A 26,999-nucleotide genomic window follows, 5' to 3' on the forward strand; every position below is an offset into this window, starting at 1 on the left:
ACTCTGGGGCATTATTCAATCAGCGTTGACACCTTACCTTTGTTGACGCGATCAACGGCAGTCTTCATGTTGTCGTAAATGCCACGGCGAGGAATGCCACCCAGCGCCGCAAAGGAGCGCGTATGGGCATCGAATAGCATCTCGTGCCCTTGGCCCGGATACGCCACCAGCCAGAATGCCCGACTGGCGCACAGCTTCAGGTGCGATACCTGTATGCGCCGGTAAATGCCTCCAATTACCAACCCTTCTTCGCTCCAGTCAAACTGGAAGGCTTCGCCAAACTCAAATTTCAACGGCACAAAGGCGTGGGGCTTCTTGCCTGAGTCAGCACGCCAGTTGCGAATGAACGCAGTCACCTGGCTGTAACCGCCCGTGTAACCATCCGTCTTGATTTGTGCAAACAGATTTTTGGCGGTGCGCCGATTCTGTTTGGGGCGATGGGAATCCGCTTTGAGGGCTTGTTCCAGTGTGGGGTGAAACGCGCTGAGCTTGCAGTCCGCCTTTATCCTGCGGTATTTCGGCGGTACTGCTTTCTCTTCCGCCCTTAGCCATTTGCGTATCGTGTTGCGCGATAAGCTCGTGCGCTTTGCTATCGCATGCAGCGACATTTTGTCGCGTAAATACATCCGCCGTATCTTGCCTATCATTTCCATAGTGATCACCTTTATCTCCTGCCCAAAAATTGGACAGGGCAAGTAGAACACCTGGGTCACTTTTGAATCAGCAAACCACCTCTACATGGGTCAGTTTTCGGTCAGCGACAACACTTGTAGGGTTTATTTTGCGGTTTTGCGCTACGGATGGCAGTATCTGATAAGGGCATGACGGTAACACCTCCGACGGTATGTGCTGCTACCGTCGATATTACCGTCAAATATGGCGGATGTAAACGCACCTAGCCGCACTTGACCGCACCGCATAAGCATAAAAAAACCCGCTAAAATGCGGGCTTGCGTACTATATGGGACTCTGCGGAACTACCTGATGGAGCCCGAAACAGGAATCGAACCTGCGACCTATTCATTACGAATGACTGGCCTACCCCTATTATCCCCCTATACAAACCTTAACGAACCTTTACAAATCAATATATAAGGTCTATCCTTACCTTAACGGAAATACACCGAAATAGCCCGCTTTTTACCAAATAACGGGCACCGAGCGGGCACCGTATTTTAGCTGTAACCCGTATATAACGTGGTTTTTGTTGTCTCTCATAATCGAAAACGGGCACCACAGATCAAGGCTAGGCGCATGGACAAAAAATTCAGCTTCACAAAACCGCGTTTGGACGCGCTCCCATTTGCCACGGCTGGCGAGCGCATCATCTATCAAGACACTCACAAGAACGCATCGGGTTTACTGCTTCGTGTCACAGTGACCGCCAAGACGTTTTTTATCCGGCGGTTCGTCAATGGTCAGACGGAGCGCGTAACCTTGGGGAAATTCCCCAGTATGACAATTGAGCAGGCACGAAACGATGCAGCGGAGAAAGTTTCACGGATTGCAGGCGGCGAGAGCGTAGCAACTGTAAAGCGAGCCAAGCGCGAAGAAATGACACTGCAAGAGCTGTTCGATGAATACATGGTGCGCCGCGCTGCATTCAATCGCAGACCAGAGAAGGCGCAAAAGTTCTTCAACCTCTACCTGACCCCGTGGGCAAAACGTAAAGCATCAAGTGTCAGTCATGAGGACGTTACAGCGCTGCATACCCGCATAGGCAAGAATAACGGCAGGCCTGCTGCGAATCAGGCACTGGCGTTGCTCCATGTTATGTACAACGAGTAAGGTTAGATTGTGATCGCGAAGCGAGCCACAATCTGAACCGTTTGTTGGACGAGCCCGGTTGATACGAGGTTCCTATGGAAATAGCTTTTGGGGCAGTTCGGTTTTCGAGGGCGCTCGGTCATCATTCGCGCCCTTTCTATCCTTTTCATCATTGCCGTTGCAGCAACGCTTTTATTGAACCGAGCTTTCCCTGTGGAATTCTCCCGGTTTAGACCATTTTCAGGCCAGCCGCGTCCTTCAGCGCCTGAAGTCAGAGCCGGTAACGGGACGCGCGGGTGGGTGGGTGCGATTACATGTTCATCTCCGCTGTTGCTGCCCGCTATCCTGCTCCCTCCGCCATTGTGAAGCGGTCGTATCCCGGTTTGATGCCGGTGCGCACGATCTTCATTTCCCCGCCACAACAAGGGCAGCATAGCGTCGGGCGTTTTTTCGGCTCCACCCATACCGGATCGGGTATCCGATTCAAGAGCAATTGCAGCAGTTTGATCTGCCGTTTGCTGTTGGGATGTAAAAAGCCGAAGTTGCGGGCGCGGCGGAAGCCTTTGGGTAGAACGTGTTGCAGTATCATGCGTAAGAACGCGACACCGCTGACCGTTCTGCGCTCTATCTTTTTGGTTTTGCTGTTTTGATAGCGGTACGTCACCTGGTCGTTTTCGCAGCGGAGGATGTTCTTTTCCGGTATCACGCCACGGTACAGATAACGCCCCAGATAAACCAATGCCTTTTCGCCCGTGCCGACGTTTTTGCAATCAACCACCCATTTTTCCGGATAACGCCTGGGTAAGCCCAGCCCGGCTTGTCGGATGCCATCCAGCATTTTGGCGCGAAATACTTTGGCGAGGGCTTTGTGGTCGAACAGGTACTTCGCTTTTTTGGTGCGCCATAACCGCCGTTTGCTGTCAATCGCTGCGGCGGGTACGACCAGATGCGTGTGCGGGTGGTAATCCAGTGCGCGTGAGTGGGTATGCAATACGGCGACAGCCCCGGGGGTGCCTTGCAGCGCTTTGTCGTTTTGGCTGAAGCTATGTATCGTGTCCCAGGCACATTGCAGGATCAGTGGGTATATGGCCTGCTGGTTGTTCAAGGCAAGCGGGCGCAGTTCTGCCGGCAGGGTGAATGTGATCAGAAAATAGTCGCCCGGCACTAATTTTTCGACCTGTCGTTCGATCCAGCGCTGCGATTCGTGCGCCTGACAATGCGGGCAACTGCGGTGTCCGCAGGAGTGCGGCACCCGGATTTGATGTGCGCAGTCGCTGCATTCAGCCTGCATTTTTGGGCTTATGGCGCTGCGGCAGTTCCTGATCGCGGAGAGTGCGTTGCGTTGGACCGCCAGGAGTTGGCCGGTGTATTGTTGCAAAAACTCGGCTTCGAAAGTCTGAATGATATCGGCCAGCCGGATCATTTGACTTTCCCCCAGCCGATTGCGATCCGATCCATCAGCGCGTCGATGCGTGCTTTGGCATTGTCCTGGGTGCGGTGGGTGAGGCGGGTGTAGCGCGTGGTGGTGAGTATGGAGTGGTGGCCGAGAATCTGCTGCACTTCGAGCAGATCGACACCCGCTTCGATCAGGTGGGTTGCGTAGCTGTGGCGCAGGCTGTGCGGCGTGAGTTTTTTTTAATCCCGCAGGCCTGCGTTACGATACGCAAGGTGTTTTGCACACCGCCACGGTCGAGCGGCGTGACGGCACGATGGGCCTGCTTCAGACCGCCCAGCCGGTTGGGGAATAACAATATCGGGTTGCGATGGACTTGCCAGAAGCGGCGCAGTACCCGCAGAGTGGCGACGGGTAGCGGCACGAAACGATCCTTGTTGCCCTTGGCATCGCGGATATGCACACGCTGGCGCGTCGCGTCGATATCGCCGACTTGCAGCCGCAGTCCTTCGCCGAGCCGTAACCCCATGCTGTAAAGGGTATAAAAAAACACGCGGTAACTGAGTACGCGCGTGGCCGCGAAGATTTGTTGGGCTTGCTCGACCGTCACAATATCAGGCAACTGCTGCGATCTGGGCGGCTTGATCAGATCGGGCGCAACCCAGGGTTGGTGCAGCACATGCTCATAGTAAAACCTGAGGCCATAAAGGTCGAGTTTGACGGTACTCCATGAGTGGGATGCCAGCAGTTCGGCGAAATAATCGGTTAACTGCTGTTCGGTCAATGCGTCAATTTGAAACGCGAAACGCTCACCCGCCCGACGCACGGCGCGAGAATAAGCTTCGATCGTTTTGGGTTGCAAGCCATTGAGTTTAAGTCGCTTGAGAAGGGTTTGATAGTTTTGTTCGAAATCTCTGGGGAAATGTGGTTTCATTACGATACGTCCTCATGAGTAAAAAACCCCGAGCCGGGGATGAGGTTGCATTTTCATCTTTTTGAGCGTGCACTGGAATGCGAACTTGCTGGGGATGGGCTGTTTCTCCGCGTAGCGGCTTCGTCCAACCGAGCATTCGAGCGGACGCGTTTAACGTCGGCTGCTGTTATCGGCGTCATCCTGCGCGCCGCTCAATTTAACGTTAGCGAATTAATCGGCTCGGGCCGCAAATCGCGCCGAAGAAACAGTGTTGCGATACTGCGCATTGTGTCATAGTTGACTTCGGCGTTGCGGAAGACCGGTATGGCAATGGTGCTTTATGCCCGCACGTTAGCGTGGTCCTGGGTGACGTCATCGACATTGGTGAATCGGGTCAGCACTTTTCTTCTGCTGACCCGATATCCCGTTTAAGAGAGTGAGCTAGACGACGTACCCGATGCAGCGCCCACCTTTACTCAACGAATCATGGAGCAAAGCATGGCCCGAGGCAATCGCAAAATCAATCTCAAACTCAAAACCGGCCAGTCGGGTGAGCCGTTGACCATCGCTTACCCCAACGCTGCCGCTGTCGACATCGGGAGCGCTTCTCACTTTGTAGCGGTGCCGCCTGACCGGGATGATGAGCCGGTACGCGAATTTCCCAGCTTTACCTCCGACCTCAACGCCCTGGCCGATTGGCTGACGCGGTGCAGGATCGATACGGTGGCGATGGAATCGACCGGCGTTTACTGGATTCCTTTATTCGAATTACTGGAGTCGCGCGGCTTCACCGTATTTCTGGTGAATGCGCGTCATGTCAAAAATGTAACCGGCCGCAAATCGGATGTACTGGATTGCCAATGGTTACAGCAGTTGATGAGCTACGGATTGCTCAACGGCGCTTTTCGTCCGACCGATGAAGTGTGCGTGCTGCGCGCATTGACGCGACAACGGGCCATGCTGCTGCGCAATCAGGCGCGTTGCGTACAGCACATGCAAAAAGCGATGACGCAAATGAACATCCAGCTCGCCAATGTCATTTCCGATGTGGTCGGCGAGACCGGCCAAAAAATTCTACGCGCCATCGTCGACGGCGAACGCGATGGACAGGTACTGGCAGCGATGAAAAATGCGCGCATACAGGCCAGTAGTGACGAAATAGCCAAAAGTCTGCAAGGTAACTGGCGTTCGGAACATCTGTTTTCACTCAAGCAGGCACTGGCGCAATTCGATTTTATCGCCACCCTGGTGGCGGAGTGCGACGGGGAGATAGAGCAGCAGTTACAATGTCTGCAGAGACATGACGGCGAACCGGCAGCCGTTAAAAAAAAAGCCGTGCACGCAACGCACCACACTTTGATTTACGAACACAATTATTCAAAATGTGCGGCGTCGACCTCACCCGCATAGACGGTATTGAAGTCAGCACGGCGCTGGTGGTGGTCTCGGAAGTGGGTACCGATATGTCGCGATTCCGCTCCGACAAGCATTTTTCTTCATGGCTGGGGCTATGTCCCGGCACAAAAATCACTGGCGGCAAAGTGATGAGCGGAAAAACCAAACGCAGTGCAAATCGGGCAGCGCAAGCATTGCGGATGGCGGCAGCCGCCCTGCGCAAGAGTCAATCGGCGTTGGGGGCGTACTTTCGACGACTCTGCGCGCGAATGGATAAAGCCAGGGCCGTCACTGCTGCGGCGCACAAGCTGGCCCGATTGATCTACGCGATGTTGACCAAAGGTGAAGAGTACGTCGATCAAGGTCAGGAGTATTATGAAGAGCGCTATCGTGAACGCACCGTACGACAACTCGCGCAACGTGCCGAAAAGCTCGGTATGAAACTCGTCGCTGCAGAACAAGGCGCCTAAAAAGCATTTTAAAAACAAACATATTATCAATAACTTGGGATATGTTTCTTAAGAGGCGTAGATAACCGTGCGGTAAACGTTGATGGTTTTAAGCCGTCTTTTATTCTCTGAAGTCGGTGTACTGAAAACTGCAAATTCCCCTATTTACAAAAGCTTAAAAATATGCTACTTACGAAGCGTATTTATGCGCTGACGCATAATGAGTTGATGCGTCAGCGTAGATTCGCTTCGTGGTCATTTCGATGAAAAGTATTGAGAATTTTGGGGTTGTTTTGGCGGGTGTTGGTAGCTATGAGACACATCACTGAACAAGACCTTGTGCTTTTAACGATGTTACTGAAGCACCGTTATCCACGTCTAACGTGCGTTCGAGCGTACATCGCTGCGCTGCGCTTGCGACTGCGCCCACTTGAATTCGAGGTCCGCCATAAATGGCCGACCTCGAATTCTGCGGGGTGACGCTCAACTCTATTCGTTAGGGCGCACAGGACACATGGACTACGACGACGAACAGACACGAGATGTTTATGCGCACTACGGCCTAGCCATGTATCTTGCACAGACTCTCGAACACGGAATAGTGAATGCCCTGGTAATACTGCGGCTACCTGAAAGGGACAAATATACTCGTCAAGACATAGACGAATTCATGGAAAATCGGTTTCAAAAAACCCTCGGGGTTCTGCTCAAGCATCTCAAGTCAGAAGTAGCATTACCTCCAAATTTGGAGTCCGTAGTAACTGAGGCATTGAACCGAAGAAATTATTTAGCCCATCACTATTTTCGAGAAAAGGCAGAGAGCTTTGTTACCCGAAGTGGTCGAGTCCAAATGCTTCAAGAGCTTCAAGCCGACCAACAGCTTTTTGAAAGCGCAGATGAACAACTGGGAAAGATACTGACACCGTTTCGCGTAAAGCACGGAATTACAGATAGTGTGTATGAGGCAGAATACAAGCGCATGTGCCAACAACTCGGCATTGCGCCCTAACATGGCGTTCGAAAGGGACGCGCCAAAAGCGGCGCGCCCCTCAACTTTACGTGTGTGCCGTGCATGGCACGAAACTAGTCGGGTGAAAGTCCCGATACCAGGTTTACGCAGAGCCGAAGGTTAGCCAAAGGGCAAGGGCGTCGTCGCGAGGCGGGGTCTGGAGGAAGTCCAAGGCGAAATCGCGGGGCGATGAACAAAAACCGGATATGAGGCGTGATACATTCGGGGCAAGTGGGCACGTGACCATAAAGCCCTCCATCTGCGATAGGGATGTATTTTGTAAATCCGGCGTCTACGCGAGGAAAGTTTCGTGTCTTACCGCGGGAGGCCTGCCCGGTGTGCGGCAAAGCCGCACTGAGAAACGCGCAAGCGATTCTGACCGCCGGGCAGGAGTCAGCCGAGGGCATAGTAGGCTGGTTGGCCCCAGTCGAAGGCCCGAACGATGAACGACGAGGGTATCGAGATGAAGAACAACGGGATAGCATCTGACAACCGGCCTGAGCCGGGCGCGGCCCAGCCGTGCGATGAACCCGGTGTTGGAGAGTCTGAATTATCCGAGTCCGCAAACCCTGTCGGATTGCTGGAACGCGTGCTTGCACGCGACAACCTGCAGCGCGCCCTCAAGCGAGTCCGCCAGAACAAAGGCGCGCCGGGAATCGACGGCATGACCGTCGAAGAACTCCCGGTCTACCTCAAACAGCACTGGCTGGAAATCCGCGCGCAACTGGTAGCAGGCGTGTATCGCCCCAAGCCGGTATTGCGCGTGGAGATACCCAAAGCCGATGGAAAAACCCGACCGCTGGGTATACCAACGGCAGTGGACCGCTTTATCCAGCAAGCCATTGCGCAAGTTGTCAGCGCGCAATGGGAACCGCACTTTCACCGTCACAGTTACGGCTTTCGTCCCGAACGCTCGGCCCATCAGGCCGTGCGCGAAATACAGAAGCAGGTCCGCGACAGCTACCGCTGGGTGGTGGACATGGACCTGGAGGCCTTCTTCGACCGCGTCAACCATGACCGGCTGATGAACCGTCTTCAACGTCACGTACCGGATCGAGCGCTGTTGCGCCTGATCAACACCTACCTGAAAGCGGGCGTGCGCATCGACACCCTTACCGTACCGACAACGCAGGGCGTGCCGCAAGGCGGCCCCCTATCGCCGGTACCGGCCAACGTGGTGCTCGATGAACTGGACTGGGAACTGGAGCGCCGCGGCCACCGTTTCGCCCGCTATGCCGATGATTGTAATATCGTCGTCAAAAGTCGGCGAGCCGGTGAACGCCTCATGCTCAGCCTGACGCACTGGATCGACAAAACACTGCGGCTCACAGTGAATGAACGAAAAAGTGCGGTGGACAGGCCATGGAACCGGAAATTTTTAGGGTTTACGCTAAGCCGGGGAGATGCCCGGCTCAAAGTGTCGGAACCGTCACTGGCGAAACTTAAAAACCGGATTCGCGACCTGACGCGTCGAACCCGAGGCCGCCGCTTGATCGACATCATCGCCGAGCTAAGAACCGCCCTGCTTGGTTGGAAAGCGTATTTCGGCATCGCCGAAGTACTGAGCCCTCTGCGGGAGATCGACAAGTGGATACGACGCCGACTGAGATGCTACCAGTGGAAACAATGGGGGAGCGCCGGATATCGGGAGTTGCGCAAACGCGGCGTAACGGTGCGGGAAGCCTGGAATACCAGCAAATCCGCGCACGGACCATGGCGGCTATCGAAAACACCGGCGTTGAATCTTGCGCTGCCGGCGAAAACGTTCAGCAACATGCGGCTGCCATCTTTATGCGTTACGCGCTAAAGCATGGCAGAATTGTCGATCATCGAAACGCCGGATACGTGACCCGTATGTCCGGTGTTGTGGGGGGGGAGGAGCCGTGAGACTTCTTCCTATCCCGATTAGCGTGTTTTAGAAAAATGGTACAATGACCATATGAACAATATCTCTATTGCCGATATTCTTGAGCTTCCGGTGCAGGAACGCATTCGTCTCGTTGAGCTTATCTGGGACAGCGTTGCGGCGGTTCCCGAAGCCGTGGAAATTTCGCCTGCACTTAAGGTTCAACTCGAAGCACGCTTGGCGGAGTTCGAGGCAAGCCCGGAAGCAGGTTATTCTTGGGATCAGGTGAAATCAAGCCTTAAAGATGGCTCATGGCGTACCGCCTGAAATTCTCTACACGAGCATTGCGTGAAACTGGCAAAGCTCAAGAGTGGTACGAATTGCAGAGTCCCGGCCTCGGTGAAGAGTTCATTGCCGCAATGGAGTTGCAGCTAAAACGGCTAGAGCAAGCACCGCTGCTTTATGCTGAGGTAATTCCCAGTGTTCGCCGCGCCCTCCTTCCCCGGTTCCCTTATGGTTTGTTTTATGCTGTGCGGGGTGATCTCGTACATGTGTTAGCTGTGTTACATAATGCTCGCAATCCGAGTCGCTGGCCAAAAAACCGCTAACCGAGCGTTCGAGGCGGACGCGCTTGACAACCGGCCTACTTACCACCGTTTTTGCGCGCGCCGCTCAACTTTATACATGGACGCCCACATTTTGCCAGACATTTCAGCCAATGATTTTGAGAAGGTGAAGATTGCTGTCATACATCCGGACTTTGCTTGAAGCTGATGCTTCTGTCCCTGATGGAATCCGCTGAGTGAGGCCCCTATCACGTTATCGGGCTCGAGGCCCGCAAAGTTGACCGGACTTTTCCCACTCACGGTCTGACCTGTCTCGCCATCATTTTCTGATTGCCTGCGCAATCTGCGACGTTGCTCCTTTTACTCGTTCCTGTTTCCAGTTATTGGTTCGTCCTGTTATTTCGTCCGGGCCGATTACACGCCGGCGGCTTTTGCCGCAGGCGCGTAATCGGACTGGAATAGTCTGTCTTTGGCTAACAGCGCCCAGATTATCCGCGCATTTTTGTTCGCCAACGCCACTGCCGCCACATTTTTATGCCGCCTGCCGATCAATCCCAGCAGCCAGTTATCCGGTCGCGCCTGGTTTGCGGCTAATCGGACTACCGAGCGGGCGCCATGAATCAGCAAGGTGCGCAGATAGCTGTCGCCGCGTTTGCTGATGCCGAGCAGCGTGGATTTGCCGCCGCTGGAGTTCTGTTTGGGCACCAGTCCCAGCTACGCAGCCAGTTGCCGGCCATCCTTGAATTCTCGCGCCTGGCCTATCGTGGCGACTAGCGCACTGGCAGTGATCGGCCCGATGCCGGGTATCGCTTCCCGTTTGCGGCTGGCTTCATTTTCCCGGTGCCAGAGGCGAATCTGTTGCTCCAGCTCTTCTACCTGACGGTCCATCTCTTTTAAATTGAGAAACAAGCGCTCAAGCAGTTGCCGCATGACATCGGGCAAACCATTCCCGGCATCTTCAAGAATCTCCGGCATCCGCCTGAAAACCGCGCTGATGCCGTTGGGTATGACGATTCCGAATTCCGACAGCAATCCGCGCAGCTGATTGCCTTGCGCAGTACGCGCATGAACAAATCCCTGTCTGGCACGGTGTACCGACAGGATGCCCTGCTGCTCTACGGTTTTTACCGGAACAAAGCGCAGGTTCGGACGGGCCACCGCTTCGCAGATGGCTTCAGCGTCGGCCCGGTCGTTTTTATTGGTTTTAACATACGGCTTTACAAACTGCGGGGCCATCAGTTTGACCGTATGCCCGTAGCCGGTGAGCTTACGCGCCCAATCATGCGCGCCGCCGCAGGCTTTCATGCCGATCAGGCACGGATCGAGGTTCGCAAAAAACTTCGCCATATCCTTGCGCTTGATCTGCTTGCACAGCAGCCTCCTGCCATGCGTATCCACTCCGTAAACCTGAAAAACTTCCTTTGCCAAATCAATACCGATTGTCGTAATCTTCATGGCAAGGCTCCTTTCTGTTGGTGGTTTGTGCAACCGACACTTTGGCACTTTGATGCCGGTTGGGGAAGTGGGCGTCCATTCCATTACGTTAGACTTTTTCCTTTAACACCAAAATCTTATATGTATTTCTTCCGGCAATAGCTTGGTGGTGTGCCAGTAACCAGCCGTTGAGTTTTAAGGAAAATCTATGCTACATTGGCAACATGAAAGTTAAAGATCTTATCGCTCTTATCGAGTCAGATGGCTGGTGGCAGATACGGCAAAAAGGTAGTCATCGCCAGTTTCACCATCCGTCCAAAGCCGGTACGGTTACAGTGGCCGGTAAGCTCAGCATTGATGTTCCGCCAGGAACACTTCTCAGTGTCTTGAAACAAGCCGGACTTAAACAATAGGGGGTTGTGTATGCATTATATGGTTGTTATTGAAGAAGGGCCAACCAGTTTTGGTGCCTATGTCCCTGACCTTCCTGGCTGCATAGCTGTAGGCGAGTCTTCACAAGAAGCATTGCAACTTATTCAGGAAGCAATCGAGTTGCACATTGAGGAGCTTAAAAGTGAAGGTCTGAATATTCCAGTACCTCATTCTTCAAGCTCTTTTGTCGAAGTTCATGCCTAATTTTGTTCGGTGCTTGCATAAACATTCAGCGTAAAAAATTGCTTCCGGCTTTTTTCTGTTTATTGCGAGATTCAGCGTTATTGGTTCCCTCCGAAGTTCTAACGAGTAAGGTTAGATTGTGATCGCGAAGCGAGCCACAATCTGAACCGTTTGTTGGACGAGCCCGGTTGATACGAGGTTCCTATGGAAATAGCTTTTGGGGCAGTTCGGTTTTCGAGGGCGCTCGGTCATCATTCGCGCCCTTTCTATCCTTTTCATCATTGCCGTTGCAGCAACGCTTTTATTGAACCGAGCTTTCCCTGTGGAATTCTCCCGGTTTAGACCATTTTCAGGCCAGCCGCGTCCTTCAGCGCCTGAAGTCAGAGCCGGTAACGGGACGCGCGGGTGGGTGGGTGCGATTACATGTTCATCTCCGCTGTTGCTGCCCGCTATCCTGCTCCCTCCGCCATTGTGAAGCGGTCGTATCCCGGTTTGATGCCGGTGCGCACGATCTTCATTTCCCCGCCACAACAAGGGCAGCATAGCGTCGGGCGTTTTTTCGGCTCCACCCATACCGGATCGGGTATCCGATTCAAGAGCAATTGCAGCAGTTTGATCTGCCGTTTGCTGTTGGGATGTAAAAAGCCGAAGTTGCGGGCGCGGCGGAAGCCTTTGGGTAGAACGTGTTGCAGTATCATGCGTAAGAACGCGACACCGCTGACCGTTCTGCGCTCTATCTTTTTGGTTTTGCTGTTTTGATAGCGGTACGTCACCTGGTCGTTTTCGCAGCGGAGGATGTTCTTTTCCGGTATCACGCCACGGTACAGATAACGCCCCAGATAAACCAATGCCTTTTCGCCCGTGCCGACGTTTTTGCAATCAACCACCCATTTTTCCGGATAACGCCTGGGTAAGCCCAGCCCGGCTTGTCGGATGCCATCCAGCATTTTGGCGCGAAATACTTTGGCGAGGGCTTTGTGGTCGAACAGGTACTTCGCTTTTTTGGTGCGCCATAACCGCCGTTTGCTGTCAATCGCTGCGGCGGGTACGACCAGATGCGTGTGCGGGTGGTAATCCAGTGCGCGTGAGTGGGTATGCAATACGGCGACAGCCCCGGGGGTGCCTTGCAGCGCTTTGTCGTTTTGGCTGAAGCTATGTATCGTGTCCCAGGCACATTGCAGGATCAGTGGGTATATGGCCTGCTGGTTGTTCAAGGCAAGCGGGCGCAGTTCTGCCGGCAGGGTGAATGTGATCAGAAAATAGTCGCCCGGCACTAATTTTTCGACCTGTCGTTCGATCCAGCGCTGCGATTCGTGCGCCTGACAATGCGGGCAACTGCGGTGTCCGCAGGAGTGCGGCACCCGGATTTGATGTGCGCAGTCGCTGCATTCAGCCTGCATTTTTGGGCTTATGGCGCTGCGGCAGTTCCTGATCGCGGAGAGTGCGTTGCGTTGGACCGCCAGGAGTTGGCCGGTGTATTGTTGCAAAAACTCGGCTTCGAAAGTCTGAATGATATCGGCCAGCCGGATCATTTGACTTTCCCCCAGCCGATTGCGATCCGATCCATCAGCGCGTCGATGCGTGCTTTGGCATTGTCCTGGGTGCGGTGGGTGAGGCGGGTGTAGCGCGTGGTGGTGAGTATGGAGTGGTGGCCGAGAATCTGCTGCACTTCGAGCAGATCGACACCCGCTTCGATCAGGTGGGTTGCGTAGCTGTGGCGCAGGCTGTGCGGCGTGAGTTTTTTTTAATCCCGCAGGCCTGCGTTACGATACGCAAGGTGTTTTGCACACCGCCACGGTCGAGGGGCGTGACGGCACGATGGGCCTGCTTCAGACCGCCCAGCCGGTTGGGGAATAACAATATCGGGTTGCGATGGACTTGCCAGAAGCGGCGCAGTACCCGCAGAGTGGCGACGGGTAGCGGCACGAAACGATCCTTGTTGCCCTTGGCATCGCGGATATGCACACGCTGGCGCGTCGCGTCGATATCGCCGACTTGCAGCCGCAGTCCTTCGCCGAGCCGTAACCCCATGCTGTAAAGGGTATAAAAAAACACGCGGTAACTGAGTACGCGCGTGGCCGCGAAGATTTGTTGGGCTTGCTCGACCGTCACAATATCAGGCAACTGCTGCGATCTGGGCGGCTTGATCAGATCGGGCGCAACCCAGGGTTGGTGCAGCACATGCTCATAGTAAAACCTGAGGCCATAAAGGTCGAGTTTGACGGTACTCCATGAGTGGGATGCCAGCAGTTCGGCGAAATAATCGGTTAACTGCTGTTCGGTCAATGCGTCAATTTGAAACGCGAAACGCTCACCCGCCCGACGCACGGCGCGAGAATAAGCTTCGATCGTTTTGGGTTGCAAGCCATTGAGTTTAAGTCGCTTGAGAAGGGTTTGATAGTTTTGTTCGAAATCTCTGGGGAAATGTGGTTTCATTACGATACGTCCTCATGAGTAAAAAACCCCGAGCCGGGGATGAGGTTGCATTTTCATCTTTTTGAGCGTGCACTGGAATGCGAACTTGCTGGGGATGGGCTGTTTCTCCGCGTAGCGGCTTCGTCCAACCAATCATTCCAGCGGACTTCGCTGACGCTCGCCGCTGAATTCAAACTAGTTTTCAATATGACTATGCCAAACCTTGAATTGAGGTGCCAAATGGAAGTACGCGATTGGATAACGTTAATATCAGCCTTCCTAATTGCTAAGGAACCGAAAAAAAGGACACCCATTTAATATTTACGTCAACACGATCTTACGCTATGATTTTCCCTCTCCTCGCCGTTTAAAACCGGAGTCCACGTCATGACCAATCCCCGACATACCCTTGTTTCTCTGGAAGACACTCACTGGTATCACTGCGTCGCGCGTTGCGTGCGGCGGGCGTTTTTGTGCGGTTACGATGCGCATTCCGGCCAGGATTTCGAACATCGGCGCGGCTGGATACGCGAGCGGATGTTGCAACTGGCCGATATTTTTGCACTCGATATTGCCGCTTATACGGTTATGAGCAATCACCCCAGGCATTAGCCAGTTTTGAACCGAATGGCTTGTTATTCCGAAGAAATCTATCCATTACGCATGCTGTCGAACTCCCTGGAAATAAAGTTGATCACCCATTGCACTTTGGGCAGTTGATGGTGGCGCTTATGGCAAACGAGATATAAATTGCCTGGCGCATCCGAATCCAGGTCGATGTTCAATTCCTGCAATTCACGAAAATCCGCGTAACCCCGTAAAAGCTGCGGCAGTAACATGGCGCCCACACCTGCCTTGCAAGCGGCTATCTGTACAATAAAATCGTCGGAAGTAAACGCGGGCTTGAAATTGGGTATCAACGCTCTTAATGCCCGATTGGTCAGCAGGTTGTCGTAAGGAGCGGCCCAGCATATCCAATCCAAATCGGCTGGACGAGAGACCGCGGGGTGTTGCGCTGCATAGGATTTACTGGCGAAGACGCGAACGGCACTGGAAATTTCATCGACACACAGCAGGTCGGCATCGGTGGGTTTTTCCGTACGTAGCGACAAATCCGCTTCTCCACGGCCTAAATTCAAGGTTTCGACTCCGGACAGGGCTTCGATTTGTATTTGCGGATGGTCGCGGCGTATTTTTGCCGCCCAGGGGGCGATCAGTTCATATGCGATGCCGGGCGGCGCCGCTATTCGCACTTTTCCTTCCGGCAAAAAGCGTTGTTTTTGTATTCCGAGGTTTGCTTCATTGGCCCATTCGGCCATGTTCTGCACCGCCGGCAACAGTTTTTGCCCTGTCACTGTCAGGCTGACGCCGGAATTTTGCCGGTGAAACAGGGCTTCGCCTACGGTTTCCTCAAGCTCGGCAATTCGTCTGCTCAGCGTCGGCTGTCCCAGTTTCAACAGGCGAGCTGCGCCGCTTAGGCTGCCTTGTTCGTACACGGTTAAAAAAAGTTTCAGATCGTCCCATCTTAAATGCATATGCAACTTGCTTCAATAATTAAGGCTATCCGATTATGGATGGATGCATCCATATTTAGCCAATTGATCGGTGATATATGGATGTGTAAGTATAGCCAAAACTCCGGAGCATACTATGAAAACCAAACTCAAGCTTTCGCCTGCTTTGCCCTGTTTTATCATCTTGTTATTGCAGGGCTGTACGCCAACCAGCCATACAGTTGAAACATCGCAGCTGGGCAGAACGTCCAGCAGTGCCGAAATGGAAAGCGTGATCGATCAACCAGGGCCGATTCAGCTTGAAACCATTAACAGTGCTGATTGGTCGGTTCCACTTTCCGGCTTGTTGAATATCAACAGTCCCGAGGCTATACAAGCCGGACTGAAAGACCATGCCGAACCGATACAGATCTATGCGCATCTGCTGAAACATCCGCAACGCGGTAATTACCTGATCGACACCGGTGTATCCAGAAAATTGCTGGATGACCCAGGAAAAGCGGGTGTTGGCTGGTTGATACGTCTAGTGATGCCGCTTCAAGGCATACGTCTGAATAAAAGCACCGCTGATATCCTGCAAGGATTGGACGGCAGATTGTCCGGAGTGTTTTTTACCCATCTGCACCTCGATCATATTTCAGGTATGCCCGATATTCCGGTCGATGCGCACTTGTATATGGGCGCAAATGAATCCGCTGAAAGCAATCTGCAGAATATGTTGCTGCAAGGCACCGTCGATCGCTTCTTCAATCTTAAGCCGCCGCTGCAGGAATGGTCATTTCAGGCTGACCCGCAACATCAGTTTGAAGGCATAGTCGATATATTTGCCGACGGTTCGGTATTCGCCATCAGCGTTCCGGGGCATACGCCCGGCAGCACCGCCTATCTGGTAAGAACCACTCTTGGTCCGGTACTGCTGACCGGCGATGTCAGCCATACCCGGTGGGGCTGGGAGCATGCTGTGGAACCCGGTACTTATACGGAAGACCATGAGCGCAACCTGAAAAACCTGAAAAGCCTGAAAAATCTGGTTGCCAAACATCCGAAGATCGAAGTGCGTTTGGGGCATCAGCCTTAGCCGTTGATCCCCAGCTGCCCGACACGCTGCGGGTTACCGCCGGTCTTAATCGTACAGGCAGGGCCGGGTTTCCCGTTATTGTACGACTTGCGCCGGCACGTTTTTACTGGCCGAAGCCGGAATTCCGGATGGCCGTCGCGCCGTCACCGATTAGGCTTTGCCGGGTTGCCCGTTCACCGCTACCCCAAAATCGATGTCGATGGCGACGAGCTGTTTATCCGCGACGGACACATCTACATTCGGCCGGCATTAAGGCTGGCATGGATTTGGCCTAGCCCATGGTCGAAGAAAATTACAGGCGCGCAACCGCTCTGACGGTTGCGCGTGCGTTTGTGATGTTTCTGAAGCGCCCCGGCGGCCAATCGTAATCCAGTGTACAACGGTTCGGTAAAAATCGTCTTTCCGTCATGCATGTTCCACAACGCGGCAAACTTGACGCTGTCTGCCGCAGCAGGTTCATACAAGCAAGGCGCGCTTAACATGGAATACACTCCGATTTAACGTTTCGTAGCGGATGTTTTTGATGCTGAAAACCGGCGAAAGGTAGCTTCATCAAAACCTCCGGCCTAGGCATCAAGTCGAGCAGATTTCCATATCTTAATGAGGGTAAATATGATAAACAATGACATTTCATCAGCGCAAAAGTCAAAGAGCAATATGTTGCTGCTGGCGTTTGCCGGTTTCTGTCTGGCGATTGCACTGATTATCGCCTGGGTGCTGGGCGTCACCTTGTTTTTTCCGCAAGGCGTTCTGGCTGGATACATTTATGAAAGAGCGGATATTATCAGGGCTCATGTCGATTATCTGATGATGTCGCAATTTTTATTCATATTTTTCCTGCTGTTCAGGCAGTTTGCCGTCAATCCGCCGCTCTGGGTGGTTGGTGCCTGTTGTTTCGGCGCATTTTTTAATCCATTGGCTTTTCTGAAAAGAGGCCTGGCGCCCAAGCCCGACCTGGCGACGGCGATTCCTGTCGAGCCGCATTTTCCGTTGATGGCCGGAATAAGCTTTACGCTTATAACCGTCGGATTTATTACTGCTACGGCTCTGGTTGTCGTTGCGGCGTGGAAATCCAGATCATTGCCGGCTTTGGAACTGAAGTAGGTCTGTCAATATACGCCGGAAATCCATCAGGAGGCCGTCTATGGCATTCATGTCATAGACGGCCTTGCCACAGGTTTCACTCGAGCTTTTTTCAACACGTCGTACCGCAATCGAGGCAAAAGTTCCGTCCCCGGAAGCTTACCGCGGCCACCCTGGCCTTAGCGGCGGTCTATCTAGGCTCCTCTCCATCGGATTACTGTGCTCTGGTAAGGGCGCACAGCAAGCTGATTTTTATTAAGCTATAATTAGCCGCTTGGCGTGTGCTTATGCTGTGTTGGGTGTACTTTTTTTAAATGAGTGCATAGCTGAGTACGTGAAACCGTATTATTACTCAAAGTCATAATGAATTACTTCCGGACGCGATGCCTTTCGCTAAACCGCTCATGACGAGACTGTTGAGTCATGAGCGGAGTAACTATTAATCTGTTATTTCACAGTCCTCTCCGACAAGGCTCTCCTGAGCGTAGCCGAAGGGCTCCGAGCGAACGGAAAAACCTTAAACGAACGGTAACGCGCCCGGACGTCGTCCGGGGATTGTTACGCCGCCGCTACTTCGCCGCCGAACAGTTCCAGTAAACGCGGCAGGAACGTGGAAAGCTCCAGCGTCATGATGGAAAAATCCACGTCAAAACGTTCGATCTCATCCTGCGCGTCGGCGGCTTCGGCCTCTTCCTGTATGCAGTCGAGAAAACGCAGGCGGCGTATTCCGAGCTCTTCGTCGAGTACGAAGCTCAAGCGCTCGGACCAGCTTAGCGCCAGTTTTACCACTTCCTTGCCTGCTTGCAGATGGTTTTGTATTTCTGGAGCGCTCAAGTCCTGCTTGCTGCAGCGCACAATGCCGCCTTCCTCGTCAGGAGAGCGCAGTTCGCATTCGTTTTCGATGGCAATGTCGGATGGCGCTTCACTTTCCGACAACCAGCGCGTCAGCACATCGGCTATACGCTGCTGGGTAGCCGGTGGGCTGACCGCCAGCGTGCCGATGGAGCGGCGCAGCAGCGAGGCCAGTTCTTCGGTTTTCTTGCAGCTGGAACTGTCGACGATCAGCCAGCCGCCCACCGGGTCGAGATAGGCCCAGGTTTTGATGCGATGGCTGAACGCGCGCGGCAACAGTTCGTGGATGATGTCGTCGCGCAGGGCATCGCGCTCTTTGCGGCGTACCGGCGTGCCGCGCTGGAGTTCCAGTTCCTGGGCGCGTTCGGCCAGCAAGTCGTTGACCACCGATGCAGGCAGTATTTTTTCTTCCTTGACGGCGGAAATCATGAAAAACCCGTTGGCGGCATGAACCAGCGGCGCGTCGTCGTCGCCGACCGGCGCTTTCCAGCCGTAGCTCATCGGTTCCAGGCTGCTGCACTGGCGGAAGCGCGCCGACTGCAAATGCTCTTCCAGCTGCGCGCAGGTCAAGGTAAAAGGTGTGTTGAAGCGGAGTAGCGAGAGATTTTTAAACCACATGCGGTTAGCTGTTCCCGAAAGTTGCGTCATTAAGCGGTTATTATCAGGCTATGCCGCCGATTTGTCACCGCATGCGTAGGTAGGAGTTATTCCCGCTGCCTGACGCACGGTGTAAGATGACGCTTTGTATTGATACGAGATAGTTATCATGGCTACTTTTCTTGTTACGTTCGTGGCGATAGCCGTTGTTATTTTTATCATGGCCATCGGCGTCATTTTTGGCCGCCGCGCGATTCGCGGCAGTTGCGGCGGGCCGGGAGCTGCGGATTGTGTTTGTGTCGAGAAATGCGACAAACGCAAAAAACTCGAAGAAGAGCAGGCTGCGCGCGCGGCTCAAGCCGATCACGGCTAGAGCGTGGCCGAAACTACGCTTTACTGGCACGATTACGAGACCTTCGGCGCCGATCCGCGCAATGACCGGCCGGTGCAATTTGCCGGACTTCGTACCGATCGGGAGCTGAACGTCATCGGCGAATCGCTGCTGATTTATTGCCGCCCGCCGCGCGATGCGCTGCCGGAGCCGGAAGCCTGTTTGATTACCGGCATTACGCCGCAACGCGCGGATAAACTCGGTTTGAGGGAGGCCGACTTTATCGGCAGGATACACGAAGAGCTCGGCATGCCCGGCACCTGCGGTCTGGGATATAACACTTTGCGATTCGACGACGAGGTTACCCGCTACGGCCTGTACCGCAATTTCTTTGATCCCTACGAGCGAGAGTGGCGTAACGGCAATTCGCGCTGGGATATGATAGATGTAGCCCGACTCATGGCGGCGCTACGGCCTGAGGGGATACTCTGGCCTCGCGACGATAGCGGCAGAGTGAGTTTCCGTCTGGAAGATCTCACTGCCGCCAACGGCATCATGCACGAAGGCGCGCACGATGCGCTGGTCGATGTGAAAGCGACGATAGATCTGGCGCGTTTGATCAAAACTGCGCAACCGCGACTTTACGACTTCGTCTGGCGTAATCGCGGTAAACGCGAGGTTGCATCCCTGTTGCGTGTGGGCGAGTATCAGCCGCTGATCCATGTTTCCGGTAAGTATACTGCCGAGCAGCAGCGGTTGGCGGTGGTGGTTGCACTGGCGCAGCATCCGGCCAATCCGAACGGCGTCATCGTTTGCGATTTATCGACGGACCCTGAAAGCTGGTTGGCGCTTGACAGCGACGCCTTGAGACTGCGCTTGTATACGCCGTCCTCCGAAAGAGGCGAGGGCGAACTACGTATTCCGCTGAAAACCGTGCATATCAATAAAGCACCGGTAGTCGCGCCATTGTCGGTGATGCGTCCGCAAGACAGCGAACGCTTGGGAGTTAGTCTCGAACAATGCCGGAAGCATTGCCTGACCTTGCAGGCCGCCGCGCCCGCTTTGCTTGAGAAATTGGACCGCGTGTTTTCAAGCGCCCCTGATCTGCCCCCGGACATAACGAGCGATCCCGATACCCAGTTGTACGTTGGCGGATTTTTCAGCGACTCCGATCGTAAAATCATGACGCGACTTCGCCGGATGACGCCGCAGCAACTGGCGGACAGCCGCTTTGACTTTCAAGATGCCCGTTTGCCGGAAATGCTGTTTCGTTATCGCGCCAGAAACTACCCGGAGTCTTTGTCGGCGGCCGAGCTGGGGCGCTGGGAGGTATTTCGAAAAAAGCGGCTGCTGAGCGCCGCTGCCGGAGGCCAGTCGCGCCTGACCCACTATCGCAACAGCTTGGAAAAGCTGGAGGCCAGGCCTGAACTCAGTGAAACGCAGCGCAGCATTTTGAGTGACTTGAGACTATGGGAGCAGGAAATTATCGGTTAACCTGTTCGTCTTAGTCTTGTATACTGCCCAAGTTTGATATAGAGAAAGTCGAATATATTCACAGCCATCCATCTGGAGGATAAATGAAAAAATTGCAGGTACTTTTGACGGGGTTTGTTTTCGCGTTGGCGGGCGTTGCTCACGCGCATGGTCCGGTGCGTCATAAAGTCGTCGAATCCATAGAAATAAATGCTACGCCCGATGCCGTTTGGGCCATCGTCGGCAATTTTGCAAAACCGGAAGTATGGTTGCCGCCGGTTGCAAGCACTACCGAAACAGGCGGCAACGAAGTCGGCGCCACGCGCGAACTGACGCTGAAAAAAGGCGGAGTCGTCAAGGAAGAGCTGAAAAAGTACGAGGTGGACAAGAAGACTCTGGGTTACAAGATTACCGAAGTCGATCCAGCGGTATTGCCGGTAGCGACCTATACATCCACTATTATGGTGGAGGCAGCCGGAGCGGGTTCGAAAGTGGAGTGGAACGGCGCTTTCTATCGCAGTTTCATGAACAATAATCCGCCGCCCGAGCAGAGCGACGAAGCAGCCATTCATGCGGTAACGCAGATGTACAAGGAAGGGCTGGCAAATCTCAAACAGGTTGCTGAAAAGAAATAAGCCATGCTGCCTACTCCACATCGAAAGTGGTTAAATAAGGCGGCAGTCATTGCCGTCTTTTTTATGTCCGGGGCTTTGCAAGCTGCGCCATTCGCCTGGATCACCAATCAAACCGGAAACAGCTTGTCAGTGATCGAAACCGACGGCAATCGCGTTATCGACACGCTGGCTTTCCCACCGCAAGCGGCTCCTGCCGGCGTGGCGGTCAGCGCCAATGGCAGCCGGGTTTGCGTCAGCAACCCTGACGGCAAAAGCGTAACCGTCATCGACGGTGCTACCAGAATCATGCTGGCGACCATTCCTTTGGGAGCGGCCCCGGTGGGTATTGCCGCCGATAACGACGGTAAATATTGTTATGTGGCGGACTGGTATGAACGCGCGGTTCTTGTGCTGGATGTCCGGGCGATGCGGGCCATAGGCCGTATTGCCGTGGGTAATTCGCCTGCCGGACTGGTGTTGAACCGAGACGGAAGCCGCCTTTACGTGGCGAACCGTGACGACGACAGCGTGTCGGAAATCGACTTGAGCAGCCGTCAAGTATTGCGCACGGTCAGACTCGGCAAGCATCCGTTCGGGATAGAGCTGTCGGCTGACGATAGGTTATTATACGCGGCCAACGTCGAAAGCAACGATGTCTCTGTGCTGGATATCGAGTCCTGGCAAATCGTGCAATCTTTAAAAGTGGGCGAACGGCCTTATGCGATTGCCGTCGCACGCGGACGCCTGTTTGTTACCAATCAGGGCGACAACACGGTTTCGGTATTTGACGAACAGGATTACCGCTTGCTGCAAACATTGAAAGTGGGCGAATATCCGGAAGGTATTGCTACACACCCGGATGGTAAGCACGTCTATATTGCGAACTGGTTTTCCAATAACGTGATGGTGCTGGATGCCGATACCTTGACTGTTACGGTTACTGTTCCGACCGGAAACGGTAGTCGTGCATTCGGGCGCTTCATGGCCGTCCAGCCTCAATGAGGTTGCGCCGGTTCCAGGCAGAGCCATTGCAGCAAACAATAGTAGTTACTTAGCTATCCTGCCTGTTCCTACAGGATATTTCAGTCGAAGAAGCGCGTGCCGTTTATCTCCTGGCGTGCTTTTTTTTCTGGAAGCAGTGACACTGCTCCCCTGATGCCTCAATGACTTCGACAGCCGGCAGTTGCCGGCTTTTGAATCCAAAAGCACGGCAGCCATATCGGAAATTGGCGTCATAGGTAATGTAATAGTGAGTGCAATTATTGCAATCAGGGCGCTTGCCGTCTGCTTCTGTATCCATGGAAAGTTGACGCGACAGTCTAAGGCGCGGATGGATGCACTGCGCAGTTTGTCTCTACCGTCATGCCTGTCTCGCTTACGACTGCTTCAGTCATAATGCAAAACACTCGCTGCTAGTTGCCTTGCATCTATATGGCATGGCTTACTGATTACTTCCACGCTCCAGTGCAGCTTCAGCTTCCAAAAGAATAATTGCGGCCAAGGTATCCTCTCGCAGCAAATTACGCTCGGCATCGGGCAGCAGCAGCAAGTCAACCGCAGCCTGTGTTTTCGCGACGGCATTGCGGTAGCGCCCCAGCCGGGCGACTTCGTATGCGTTAAAATCAAACGGCGGCGCGGCGCTTTCAGACGTGGATTCGGGGTCATCGAATCCGCGCAACGATGTTTCGGTTATACCAAGTCCGTAGGCCCATCTTTCAACGGCATCTCCGAGCGGGTCGCCCTGTTTCCCGCTCAGAAATCTGTCGGTAATAGTGCTGGGTACTCTGGAAGCCTTTTCCAGGTCACTGGTTGTCCAGCCCCTTTTATTTATTTCTTCCTGAAGCCTGTCGCGTAATTTGCTCACTTATTCTCACTCATACCCGGTAACCGTCTGTTTCAAAAACATCAAACAACAAAAAAAGGAGTCATGCGGACACCCTGGTTCTTGCGCTGTTATGGGGCAATACCGGATCTATCAATCAGGGTGAGGGACCAAACCAGCCTTGTATTGCTTGTGTTTTATCGCAAGAGTCCGTCAAGTCAATTCTCTCACAATGATATAGTCCGCAGTCCCCGTCGGACGGGAGTATAAACGAAAATTTCCGCGCGGTGAGGGATGCAGGGCGTTCCTTGCGGGCATCTTTTGCCGGTTCGCAGCTGGCAGAAACGCCGCATACCGCGATACAGAACTATTTATCGATAAATAACAGTGGTATGACGGCGCAAGCCGAAGGCTGGAGCTTTGTGCTCCAACGCAGTTTACAACGCTTTAGACGGGGTGCAGGAGATGAATCCTGCACCCGGCGCGACCTGTTTTTTGAATTTTCCCAAAGCATGTGCTGATAGAGAAATGGCTTGTTGACTAAAAAGGATGAATTAATCCTGCGAAGATCGCTTATAACCCATTGACATAACAGCCTTATATAGCTAGGAATGCATCGTTGTCTTATATAACCCTACGCGCATGGTATTAGCGGACTATAGAATAAAACAGCCTAAAAAAGGGCAGTGAGCATATTTTGGGGTATGAGGCGCTTGAGAAACAAAACTTCCCGAACTTTTGCACGAAAAAAAAGAAGAAAGAAAGCTTTCGCAGTGAAAGTAATGTAAGTAGAAACAACTATTTACGGGGTGAATAGTGGCGGAGAGGAAGGGATTCGAACCCTTGTGCCGGGTTTCCCCGACCATCCGATTTCGAGTCGGCGCCGTTATGACCGCTTCGGTACCTCTCCGGAAACGGCATGTTAGTATACGCTCCGGTTGTTAAAAAATTAAGAGGAAAAGTCATGAATTCTAAAAAAATCATGCCTTCTAGCCTTTTTGCAAATAGCAAAATAGTTAAGATAATCACGCGCATTCCTGAGATAACCAGCAAGGGTTTAAGATACCGATTCAAAGTAACGATACTGCCTATCGTGTTGCTGGCCTTGCCTGGGTTGGTTGTCAACGCGCATTCGCCAGGTCAGGAGGTCAATGGCGAGAGCCAGCTGGAGAGAATCCGGCGATCTGGGGAACTGGTGTTGGCGATTCAAGGCCCTGCGCCTACCGATAGCGATACTGCGGTACTGCAGGAAAGCCTCGATTTCGAACTGGCCCAACGTTTCGCATCCAGGCTGGGCGTCAAATTGCGTTATATACAGGGCAACTCGCGTCATGATCTGATACGCATGCTGACTAACCATGAAGCCGACTTTATCGCGACAGCAATACCGATTACGGAAGAGCGGCGGCGTACACTGCGATTTTCTCCCGCTTTCCGGCAAATTACCGAAAAAGTGGTTTTTCGCGCCGAAGCCGGACAAGAAACCCAGAACGGTGCGGTTTTTCGCGACGTTCCGGTCACGGCGAAGGATTGGGTATTGGGCAGCGAGTCCTACGACCTTAAAAACCGCCTGCGCATGGTTAATGACGGCCTGTTGGACTATACCGTCGTACCATCCGATCAGATTGCGCGTATGCAACGCTATTTTCCCAACATTGAAGTTGCATTCGAGCAAGGGGAGCCGCAAGATTTAGGCTGGGCTTTCTCGCAAAGCGAAGATAACAGCCTTTACAACGAAGTATCCTCATTTTTCGATGCTATCCGACAGGACGGCACGCTGGCCCGGCTCACTAAAAAACATGATGCTGTCTGGATGGCTACCGATGCATCGGTAGACGCGGCGCTGAGGTCGCATGTTCGGCAAAGGTTGCCGCGTTATCGCGCACTGTTTCAAAATGCCGGACGAAAATTCGATATAGACTGGCGTTTGCTGGCTGCAATCGCTTATCAGGAGTCACAGTGGGATGCGCATGCAGTTTCCGCCGAAGGCGTGCAGGGCATGATGATGTTGACTGGAAACACCGCGCGTGAGCTCAATGTGACGGACCGTTTTAACGTAAGCCAAAGCATCCACGGCGGCGCCGAATATCTCCACGAAATTCTGGAAGGGCTTCCGTCCCCTGTCCATGGACAGGATCGCATTTGGCTGGCGCTGGCGGCTTACAATATCGGTTATAACCATATCGAGCGCGCGCGCAAGATAGCCGGCCGCCAGGGCCGTGACCCCAATGCCTGGGAAAGCGTGAAAGCAGTGCTGCCGCAAATGGGGGGTAAAGCGGCGGCATCTCCCAGGGAGCGCGCCAGAGGACATTTAACGGTGCATTATGTCGAAAATATTTGCAGACACTACGACCTGCTGGTATGGCTGACCGATGAGAAGCAAACAACGGCAGCCGGCTCGGCTGCATCGCGAGCACGACCTGATGTGAATAAAGGTCGTGCGCTCGAAGGCGGTGCATGATCTCAGCTTAATTAACGCCGGCGTTTAAAAAATGATTTGAGCAGCGCCGAACAGGGTTCGGCCAGAACTCCGCCTTGCCAGGCAACGCGGTGATTTAAAAAATCGGCATCGGCCAGATGCAGAACGCTGCAAACGGCGCCTCGATGCGGATCGCTGCAGCCAAACACCAGGCGTTCGACTCGTGCATGGGCTATGGCTCCCATGCACATCACGCAAGGCTCAAGGGTAACGTAAAGAGTCGTGTTGACCAAGCGGTAGTTATTCAACGCAAGGCCGGCATTGCGCAACGTCACCATTTCTGCATGTGCGCTAGGATCACGTGCAAGGATTGGCTGATTCCAGCCTTCGGCGACAAGCCGGTCATCCTTGGTCAGCACTGCTCCGACCGGTACTTCTCCGCTCTCTTCCGCTTTGTGCGCCAATGCCAGGGCGTATTGCATCCAATACGCATCCTGATACGCATTTTCAGTACGGGCTGTGCTTATTAGGTCCACACTTGGCCATGCCCGCCAATCTTATCTGCCGGTACGAAAAAATGCAGCCACATTATCGAGTCCTCCATGGTTTATCACCACATCGGCCGCTTGCTGCACACGAGGTTTGGCGTGATAAGCCACGCCTAGCCCGGCCATGCCCAGCATACCCAGATCGTTGGCGCCATCGCCGATGGCTATGGCTTGCCGCGGTTCCAGATCATAACGTGTCAATAGTTCCTGCAGGAAAGCGGTTTTTTGCTCGGGGCCGCAAACAGGCCCTGATAAACGCCCTGTTAGCCGGTCTGCCTGAATTTCCAGGTCATTAGCGCGCGCGGCATCCATTGCCAGCATTTCCTGAATTCGAGATGTGAAAAAGGTAAATCCGCCTGACACCAAAGCCGTTTTGACATTTTGCTGTCGCGCCTGAGTTATTAATGCTTCCGCTCCTGGGTTCAGATGCAAACGCTGGTCATACACGGTTTGCAATGCCTGAACCGGGCAACCGGCCAGCAATGCAACACGCTCCCTCAGAGCGTCGGCAAAAACCAGTTCACCACGCATGGCGCGTTCTGTAATTTCGGCCACCCGCGCTTTGACGCCAATCTGGCCGGCCAATTCATCAATGCATTCGATATCGATCAGCGTGGAGTCCATATCGCTGATAATCAAGCCAACCCGGGCGGGATCGAACGACAACGGCAGCGGATTCAGATCAAAGGCGTAGCGTTGGCGTAGCCCGGTCAGAAGCTCGGTTGCGACAGGGGCGGCATGATGGAGGCGGTGATGATCTCCCCAGCATTCGAGATCGCCTGGTACTGCCTCCAGTATCGACTGCTGTTCTGAGGTGTTCAGGCTGGATGTATGTATGATGGTTAAATACACAGGCAAGTCATCTT

General features: G+C 53.6%; 26 protein-coding genes, 1 tRNA gene and 3 pseudogenes. 16 read left to right on the plus strand and 14 right to left on the minus strand.

Annotation, left to right across the window (positions count from 1 at the left end):
* Positions 1–32 precede the first annotated feature (32 nt).
* A pseudogene (istA, locus tag F6R98_RS09255) lies at positions 33–653 on the minus strand (IS21 family transposase); the annotation flags it as partial.
* A gap of 601 nt (positions 654–1,254) precedes the next feature.
* On the opposite strand from istA, the gene F6R98_RS09260 reads away from it, so the two are divergent.
* Positions 1,255–1,788: an Arm DNA-binding domain-containing protein gene (locus F6R98_RS09260; protein WP_153248774.1), complete on the plus strand. Its 534-nt coding sequence runs from the start codon at positions 1,255–1,257 to the stop codon at positions 1,786–1,788.
* A 319-nt stretch (positions 1,789–2,107) separates the two neighbouring features.
* On the opposite strand, the gene F6R98_RS09265 is transcribed toward F6R98_RS09260, so the two are convergent.
* Genes F6R98_RS09265 through F6R98_RS09275 form a run of 3 tightly spaced genes read right to left on the minus strand, consistent with a single transcriptional unit; the run spans position 2,108 to position 4,094 of the window.
* Entirely contained in the window at positions 2,108–3,190 is a 1,083-nt protein-coding gene (locus F6R98_RS09265) for an IS91 family transposase (RefSeq protein ID WP_153248775.1), read from the minus strand.
* Positions 3,187–3,381, minus strand: coding sequence for a tyrosine-type recombinase/integrase (locus tag F6R98_RS22455; RefSeq protein WP_153248776.1), 195 nt, complete (start codon positions 3,379–3,381; stop codon positions 3,187–3,189). The genes F6R98_RS09265 and F6R98_RS22455 overlap by 4 nt, the downstream gene beginning before the upstream one ends.
* Positions 3,354–4,094, minus strand: coding sequence for a tyrosine-type recombinase/integrase (locus F6R98_RS09275; RefSeq protein WP_153248777.1), 741 nt, complete (start codon positions 4,092–4,094; stop codon positions 3,354–3,356). The genes F6R98_RS22455 and F6R98_RS09275 overlap by 28 nt, the downstream gene beginning before the upstream one ends.
* A gap of 477 nt (positions 4,095–4,571) precedes the next feature.
* Between F6R98_RS09275 and F6R98_RS09280 the strand changes: the two are divergent.
* From F6R98_RS09280 to F6R98_RS09300, 5 genes and pseudogenes are all read left to right on the plus strand, one after another.
* Positions 4,572–5,938: pseudogene (locus F6R98_RS09280) on the plus strand (IS110 family RNA-guided transposase).
* Positions 5,939–6,431: 493 nt separating this feature from the next.
* Entirely contained in the window at positions 6,432–6,926 is a 495-nt protein-coding gene (locus tag F6R98_RS09285) for a hypothetical protein (RefSeq protein ID WP_153248778.1), read from the plus strand.
* Between the two features lie 442 nt (positions 6,927–7,368).
* Complete coding sequence (gene ltrA / locus F6R98_RS09290) at positions 7,369–8,733, plus strand: group II intron reverse transcriptase/maturase (protein WP_228125192.1); 1,365 nt, start codon at positions 7,369–7,371, stop codon at positions 8,731–8,733.
* Between the two features lie 132 nt (positions 8,734–8,865).
* On the plus strand, positions 8,866–9,099 hold the full coding sequence (locus tag F6R98_RS09295) for an addiction module protein (RefSeq protein WP_153248779.1): 234 nt from the start codon (positions 8,866–8,868) through the stop codon (positions 9,097–9,099).
* A complete protein-coding gene (locus F6R98_RS09300; protein ID WP_153248780.1) occupies positions 9,084–9,380 on the plus strand; it encodes a type II toxin-antitoxin system RelE/ParE family toxin in 297 nt (98 codons plus the stop codon). Before F6R98_RS09295 ends, F6R98_RS09300 begins: the two co-directional genes overlap by 16 nt.
* Positions 9,381–9,752: 372 nt before the next feature.
* Here the strand turns inward: F6R98_RS09300 and F6R98_RS09305 are convergent.
* A pseudogene (locus F6R98_RS09305) lies at positions 9,753–10,793 on the minus strand (IS110 family RNA-guided transposase).
* 203 nt (positions 10,794–10,996) lie between these two features.
* On the opposite strand from F6R98_RS09305, the gene F6R98_RS09310 reads away from it, so the two are divergent.
* Together F6R98_RS09310 and F6R98_RS09315 are read left to right on the plus strand one after the other, a co-directional pair.
* On the plus strand, positions 10,997–11,185 hold the full coding sequence (locus tag F6R98_RS09310) for a type II toxin-antitoxin system HicA family toxin (RefSeq protein WP_153248781.1): 189 nt from the start codon (positions 10,997–10,999) through the stop codon (positions 11,183–11,185).
* 10 nt (positions 11,186–11,195) lie between these two features.
* Complete coding sequence (locus tag F6R98_RS09315; RefSeq protein ID WP_153248782.1) at positions 11,196–11,408, plus strand: type II toxin-antitoxin system HicB family antitoxin; 213 nt, start codon at positions 11,196–11,198, stop codon at positions 11,406–11,408.
* A gap of 428 nt (positions 11,409–11,836) precedes the next feature.
* Here F6R98_RS09315 and F6R98_RS09320 read toward each other — a convergent pair whose 3' ends face one another.
* Genes F6R98_RS09320 through F6R98_RS09330 form a run of 3 tightly spaced genes read right to left on the minus strand, consistent with a single transcriptional unit; the run spans position 11,837 to position 13,823 of the window.
* Positions 11,837–12,919 carry an IS91 family transposase gene (locus tag F6R98_RS09320; RefSeq protein WP_153248775.1) on the minus strand — a complete coding sequence of 361 codons (1,083 nt, stop codon included), beginning with the start codon at positions 12,917–12,919 and terminating at the stop codon, positions 11,837–11,839.
* Positions 12,916–13,110, minus strand: coding sequence for a tyrosine-type recombinase/integrase (locus tag F6R98_RS22460; RefSeq protein ID WP_153248776.1), 195 nt, complete (start codon positions 13,108–13,110; stop codon positions 12,916–12,918). The genes F6R98_RS09320 and F6R98_RS22460 overlap by 4 nt, the downstream gene beginning before the upstream one ends.
* Positions 13,083–13,823 (minus strand): tyrosine-type recombinase/integrase, encoded by a 741-nt coding sequence (locus F6R98_RS09330; protein WP_153248777.1) that lies wholly within the window; start codon positions 13,821–13,823, stop codon positions 13,083–13,085. Before F6R98_RS09330 ends, F6R98_RS22460 begins: the two co-directional genes overlap by 28 nt.
* 366 nt (positions 13,824–14,189) lie before the next feature.
* Between F6R98_RS09330 and F6R98_RS09335 the strand changes: the two genes are divergently transcribed.
* Positions 14,190–14,414 carry a hypothetical protein gene (locus tag F6R98_RS09335; RefSeq protein ID WP_228125193.1) on the plus strand — a complete coding sequence of 75 codons (225 nt, stop codon included), beginning with the start codon at positions 14,190–14,192 and terminating at the stop codon, positions 14,412–14,414.
* 38 nt (positions 14,415–14,452) lie between these two features.
* Here F6R98_RS09335 and F6R98_RS09340 read toward each other — a convergent pair whose 3' ends face one another.
* A complete protein-coding gene (locus F6R98_RS09340) occupies positions 14,453–15,337 on the minus strand; it encodes a LysR family transcriptional regulator (RefSeq protein WP_153248783.1) in 885 nt (294 codons plus the stop codon).
* 115 nt (positions 15,338–15,452) lie between these two features.
* On the opposite strand from F6R98_RS09340, the gene F6R98_RS09345 reads away from it, so the two are divergent.
* A complete protein-coding gene (locus tag F6R98_RS09345) occupies positions 15,453–16,394 on the plus strand; it encodes an MBL fold metallo-hydrolase (protein ID WP_153248784.1) in 942 nt (313 codons plus the stop codon).
* Between the two features lie 612 nt (positions 16,395–17,006).
* A complete protein-coding gene (locus F6R98_RS09350; RefSeq protein ID WP_153248785.1) occupies positions 17,007–17,498 on the plus strand; it encodes a hypothetical protein in 492 nt (163 codons plus the stop codon).
* A gap of 537 nt (positions 17,499–18,035) precedes the next feature.
* On the opposite strand, the gene rdgC is transcribed toward F6R98_RS09350, so the two are convergent.
* Positions 18,036–18,947: a recombination-associated protein RdgC gene (gene rdgC / locus F6R98_RS09355; RefSeq protein ID WP_153248786.1), complete on the minus strand. Its 912-nt coding sequence runs from the start codon at positions 18,945–18,947 to the stop codon at positions 18,036–18,038.
* A gap of 148 nt (positions 18,948–19,095) precedes the next feature.
* Between rdgC and nqrM the strand changes: the two genes are divergently transcribed.
* The 4 genes from nqrM (at position 19,096) to F6R98_RS09375 (ending at position 22,346) form a co-directional block, all read left to right on the plus strand.
* Positions 19,096–19,299: a (Na+)-NQR maturation NqrM gene (gene nqrM / locus F6R98_RS09360; protein WP_153248787.1), complete on the plus strand. Its 204-nt coding sequence runs from the start codon at positions 19,096–19,098 to the stop codon at positions 19,297–19,299.
* A gap of 3 nt (positions 19,300–19,302) precedes the next feature.
* Complete coding sequence (gene sbcB / locus F6R98_RS09365; protein ID WP_153248788.1) at positions 19,303–20,751, plus strand: exodeoxyribonuclease I; 1,449 nt, start codon at positions 19,303–19,305, stop codon at positions 20,749–20,751.
* An 83-nt stretch (positions 20,752–20,834) separates the two neighbouring features.
* Positions 20,835–21,365: an SRPBCC family protein gene (locus tag F6R98_RS09370; RefSeq protein WP_153248789.1), complete on the plus strand. Its 531-nt coding sequence runs from the start codon at positions 20,835–20,837 to the stop codon at positions 21,363–21,365.
* A gap of 3 nt (positions 21,366–21,368) precedes the next feature.
* Positions 21,369–22,346, plus strand: coding sequence for a cytochrome D1 domain-containing protein (locus tag F6R98_RS09375; protein ID WP_153248790.1), 978 nt, complete (start codon positions 21,369–21,371; stop codon positions 22,344–22,346).
* A 439-nt stretch (positions 22,347–22,785) separates the two neighbouring features.
* Here F6R98_RS09375 and F6R98_RS09380 read toward each other — a convergent pair whose 3' ends face one another.
* Both F6R98_RS09380 and F6R98_RS09385 read right to left on the minus strand, forming a co-directional pair.
* Positions 22,786–23,208: a hypothetical protein gene (locus F6R98_RS09380; RefSeq protein ID WP_153248791.1), complete on the minus strand. Its 423-nt coding sequence runs from the start codon at positions 23,206–23,208 to the stop codon at positions 22,786–22,788.
* 775 nt (positions 23,209–23,983) lie between these two features.
* Positions 23,984–24,076, minus strand: a tRNA-Ser gene (locus tag F6R98_RS09385).
* A 54-nt stretch (positions 24,077–24,130) separates the two neighbouring features.
* On the opposite strand from F6R98_RS09385, the gene mltF reads away from it, so the two are divergent.
* Positions 24,131–25,627, plus strand: a complete 1,497-nt coding sequence (gene mltF, locus F6R98_RS09390; RefSeq protein WP_194270207.1) for a membrane-bound lytic murein transglycosylase MltF — start codon at positions 24,131–24,133, stop codon at positions 25,625–25,627.
* A gap of 11 nt (positions 25,628–25,638) precedes the next feature.
* Here mltF and tadA read toward each other — a convergent pair whose 3' ends face one another.
* On the minus strand, positions 25,639–26,112 hold the full coding sequence (gene tadA, locus F6R98_RS09395; RefSeq protein WP_265588153.1) for a tRNA adenosine(34) deaminase TadA: 474 nt from the start codon (positions 26,110–26,112) through the stop codon (positions 25,639–25,641).
* A 30-nt stretch (positions 26,113–26,142) separates the two neighbouring features.
* On the minus strand, positions 26,143–26,985 hold the full coding sequence (gene serB / locus F6R98_RS09400) for a phosphoserine phosphatase SerB (protein ID WP_153248794.1): 843 nt from the start codon (positions 26,983–26,985) through the stop codon (positions 26,143–26,145).
* Positions 26,986–26,999 lie beyond the last annotated feature (14 nt).

Origin of the sequence: Candidatus Methylospira mobilis (genome assembly GCF_009498235.1) — a bacterium.
GTDB classification, from domain to species: Bacteria; Pseudomonadota; Gammaproteobacteria; order Methylococcales; family Methylococcaceae; genus Methylospira; species Methylospira mobilis.

Bases quoted from the DNA above. Each gene is read 5' to 3' on its own strand.
- F6R98_RS09310 (WP_153248781.1), top strand. From the start codon at position 10,997: ATGAAAGTTAAAGATCTTATCGCTCTTATCGAGTCAGATGGCTGGTGG.
- mltF (WP_194270207.1), top strand. From the start codon at position 24,131: ATGAATTCTAAAAAAATCATGCCTTCTAGCCTTTTTGCAAATAGCAAA.
- F6R98_RS09370 (WP_153248789.1), top strand. From the start codon at position 20,835: ATGAAAAAATTGCAGGTACTTTTGACGGGGTTTGTTTTCGCGTTGGCG.
- F6R98_RS09375 (WP_153248790.1), top strand. From the start codon at position 21,369: ATGCTGCCTACTCCACATCGAAAGTGGTTAAATAAGGCGGCAGTCATT.
- F6R98_RS09345 (WP_153248784.1), top strand. From the start codon at position 15,453: ATGAAAACCAAACTCAAGCTTTCGCCTGCTTTGCCCTGTTTTATCATC.
- F6R98_RS09285 (WP_153248778.1), top strand. From the start codon at position 6,432: ATGGACTACGACGACGAACAGACACGAGATGTTTATGCGCACTACGGC.
- nqrM (WP_153248787.1), top strand. From the start codon at position 19,096: ATGGCTACTTTTCTTGTTACGTTCGTGGCGATAGCCGTTGTTATTTTT.
- F6R98_RS09300 (WP_153248780.1), top strand. From the start codon at position 9,084: ATGGCGTACCGCCTGAAATTCTCTACACGAGCATTGCGTGAAACTGGC.
- ltrA (WP_228125192.1), top strand. From the start codon at position 7,369: ATGAACGACGAGGGTATCGAGATGAAGAACAACGGGATAGCATCTGAC.
- F6R98_RS09350 (WP_153248785.1), top strand. From the start codon at position 17,007: ATGATAAACAATGACATTTCATCAGCGCAAAAGTCAAAGAGCAATATG.
- F6R98_RS09295 (WP_153248779.1), top strand. From the start codon at position 8,866: ATGAACAATATCTCTATTGCCGATATTCTTGAGCTTCCGGTGCAGGAA.
- F6R98_RS09335 (WP_228125193.1), top strand. From the start codon at position 14,190: ATGACCAATCCCCGACATACCCTTGTTTCTCTGGAAGACACTCACTGG.
- F6R98_RS09330 (WP_153248777.1), bottom strand. From the start codon at position 13,823: ATGAAACCACATTTCCCCAGAGATTTCGAACAAAACTATCAAACCCTT.
- F6R98_RS09260 (WP_153248774.1), top strand. From the start codon at position 1,255: ATGGACAAAAAATTCAGCTTCACAAAACCGCGTTTGGACGCGCTCCCA.
- F6R98_RS09320 (WP_153248775.1), bottom strand. From the start codon at position 12,919: ATGATCCGGCTGGCCGATATCATTCAGACTTTCGAAGCCGAGTTTTTG.
- F6R98_RS09275 (WP_153248777.1), bottom strand. From the start codon at position 4,094: ATGAAACCACATTTCCCCAGAGATTTCGAACAAAACTATCAAACCCTT.
- F6R98_RS09340 (WP_153248783.1), bottom strand. From the start codon at position 15,337: ATGCATTTAAGATGGGACGATCTGAAACTTTTTTTAACCGTGTACGAA.
- F6R98_RS09315 (WP_153248782.1), top strand. From the start codon at position 11,196: ATGCATTATATGGTTGTTATTGAAGAAGGGCCAACCAGTTTTGGTGCC.
- rdgC (WP_153248786.1), bottom strand. From the start codon at position 18,947: ATGTGGTTTAAAAATCTCTCGCTACTCCGCTTCAACACACCTTTTACC.
- F6R98_RS09265 (WP_153248775.1), bottom strand. From the start codon at position 3,190: ATGATCCGGCTGGCCGATATCATTCAGACTTTCGAAGCCGAGTTTTTG.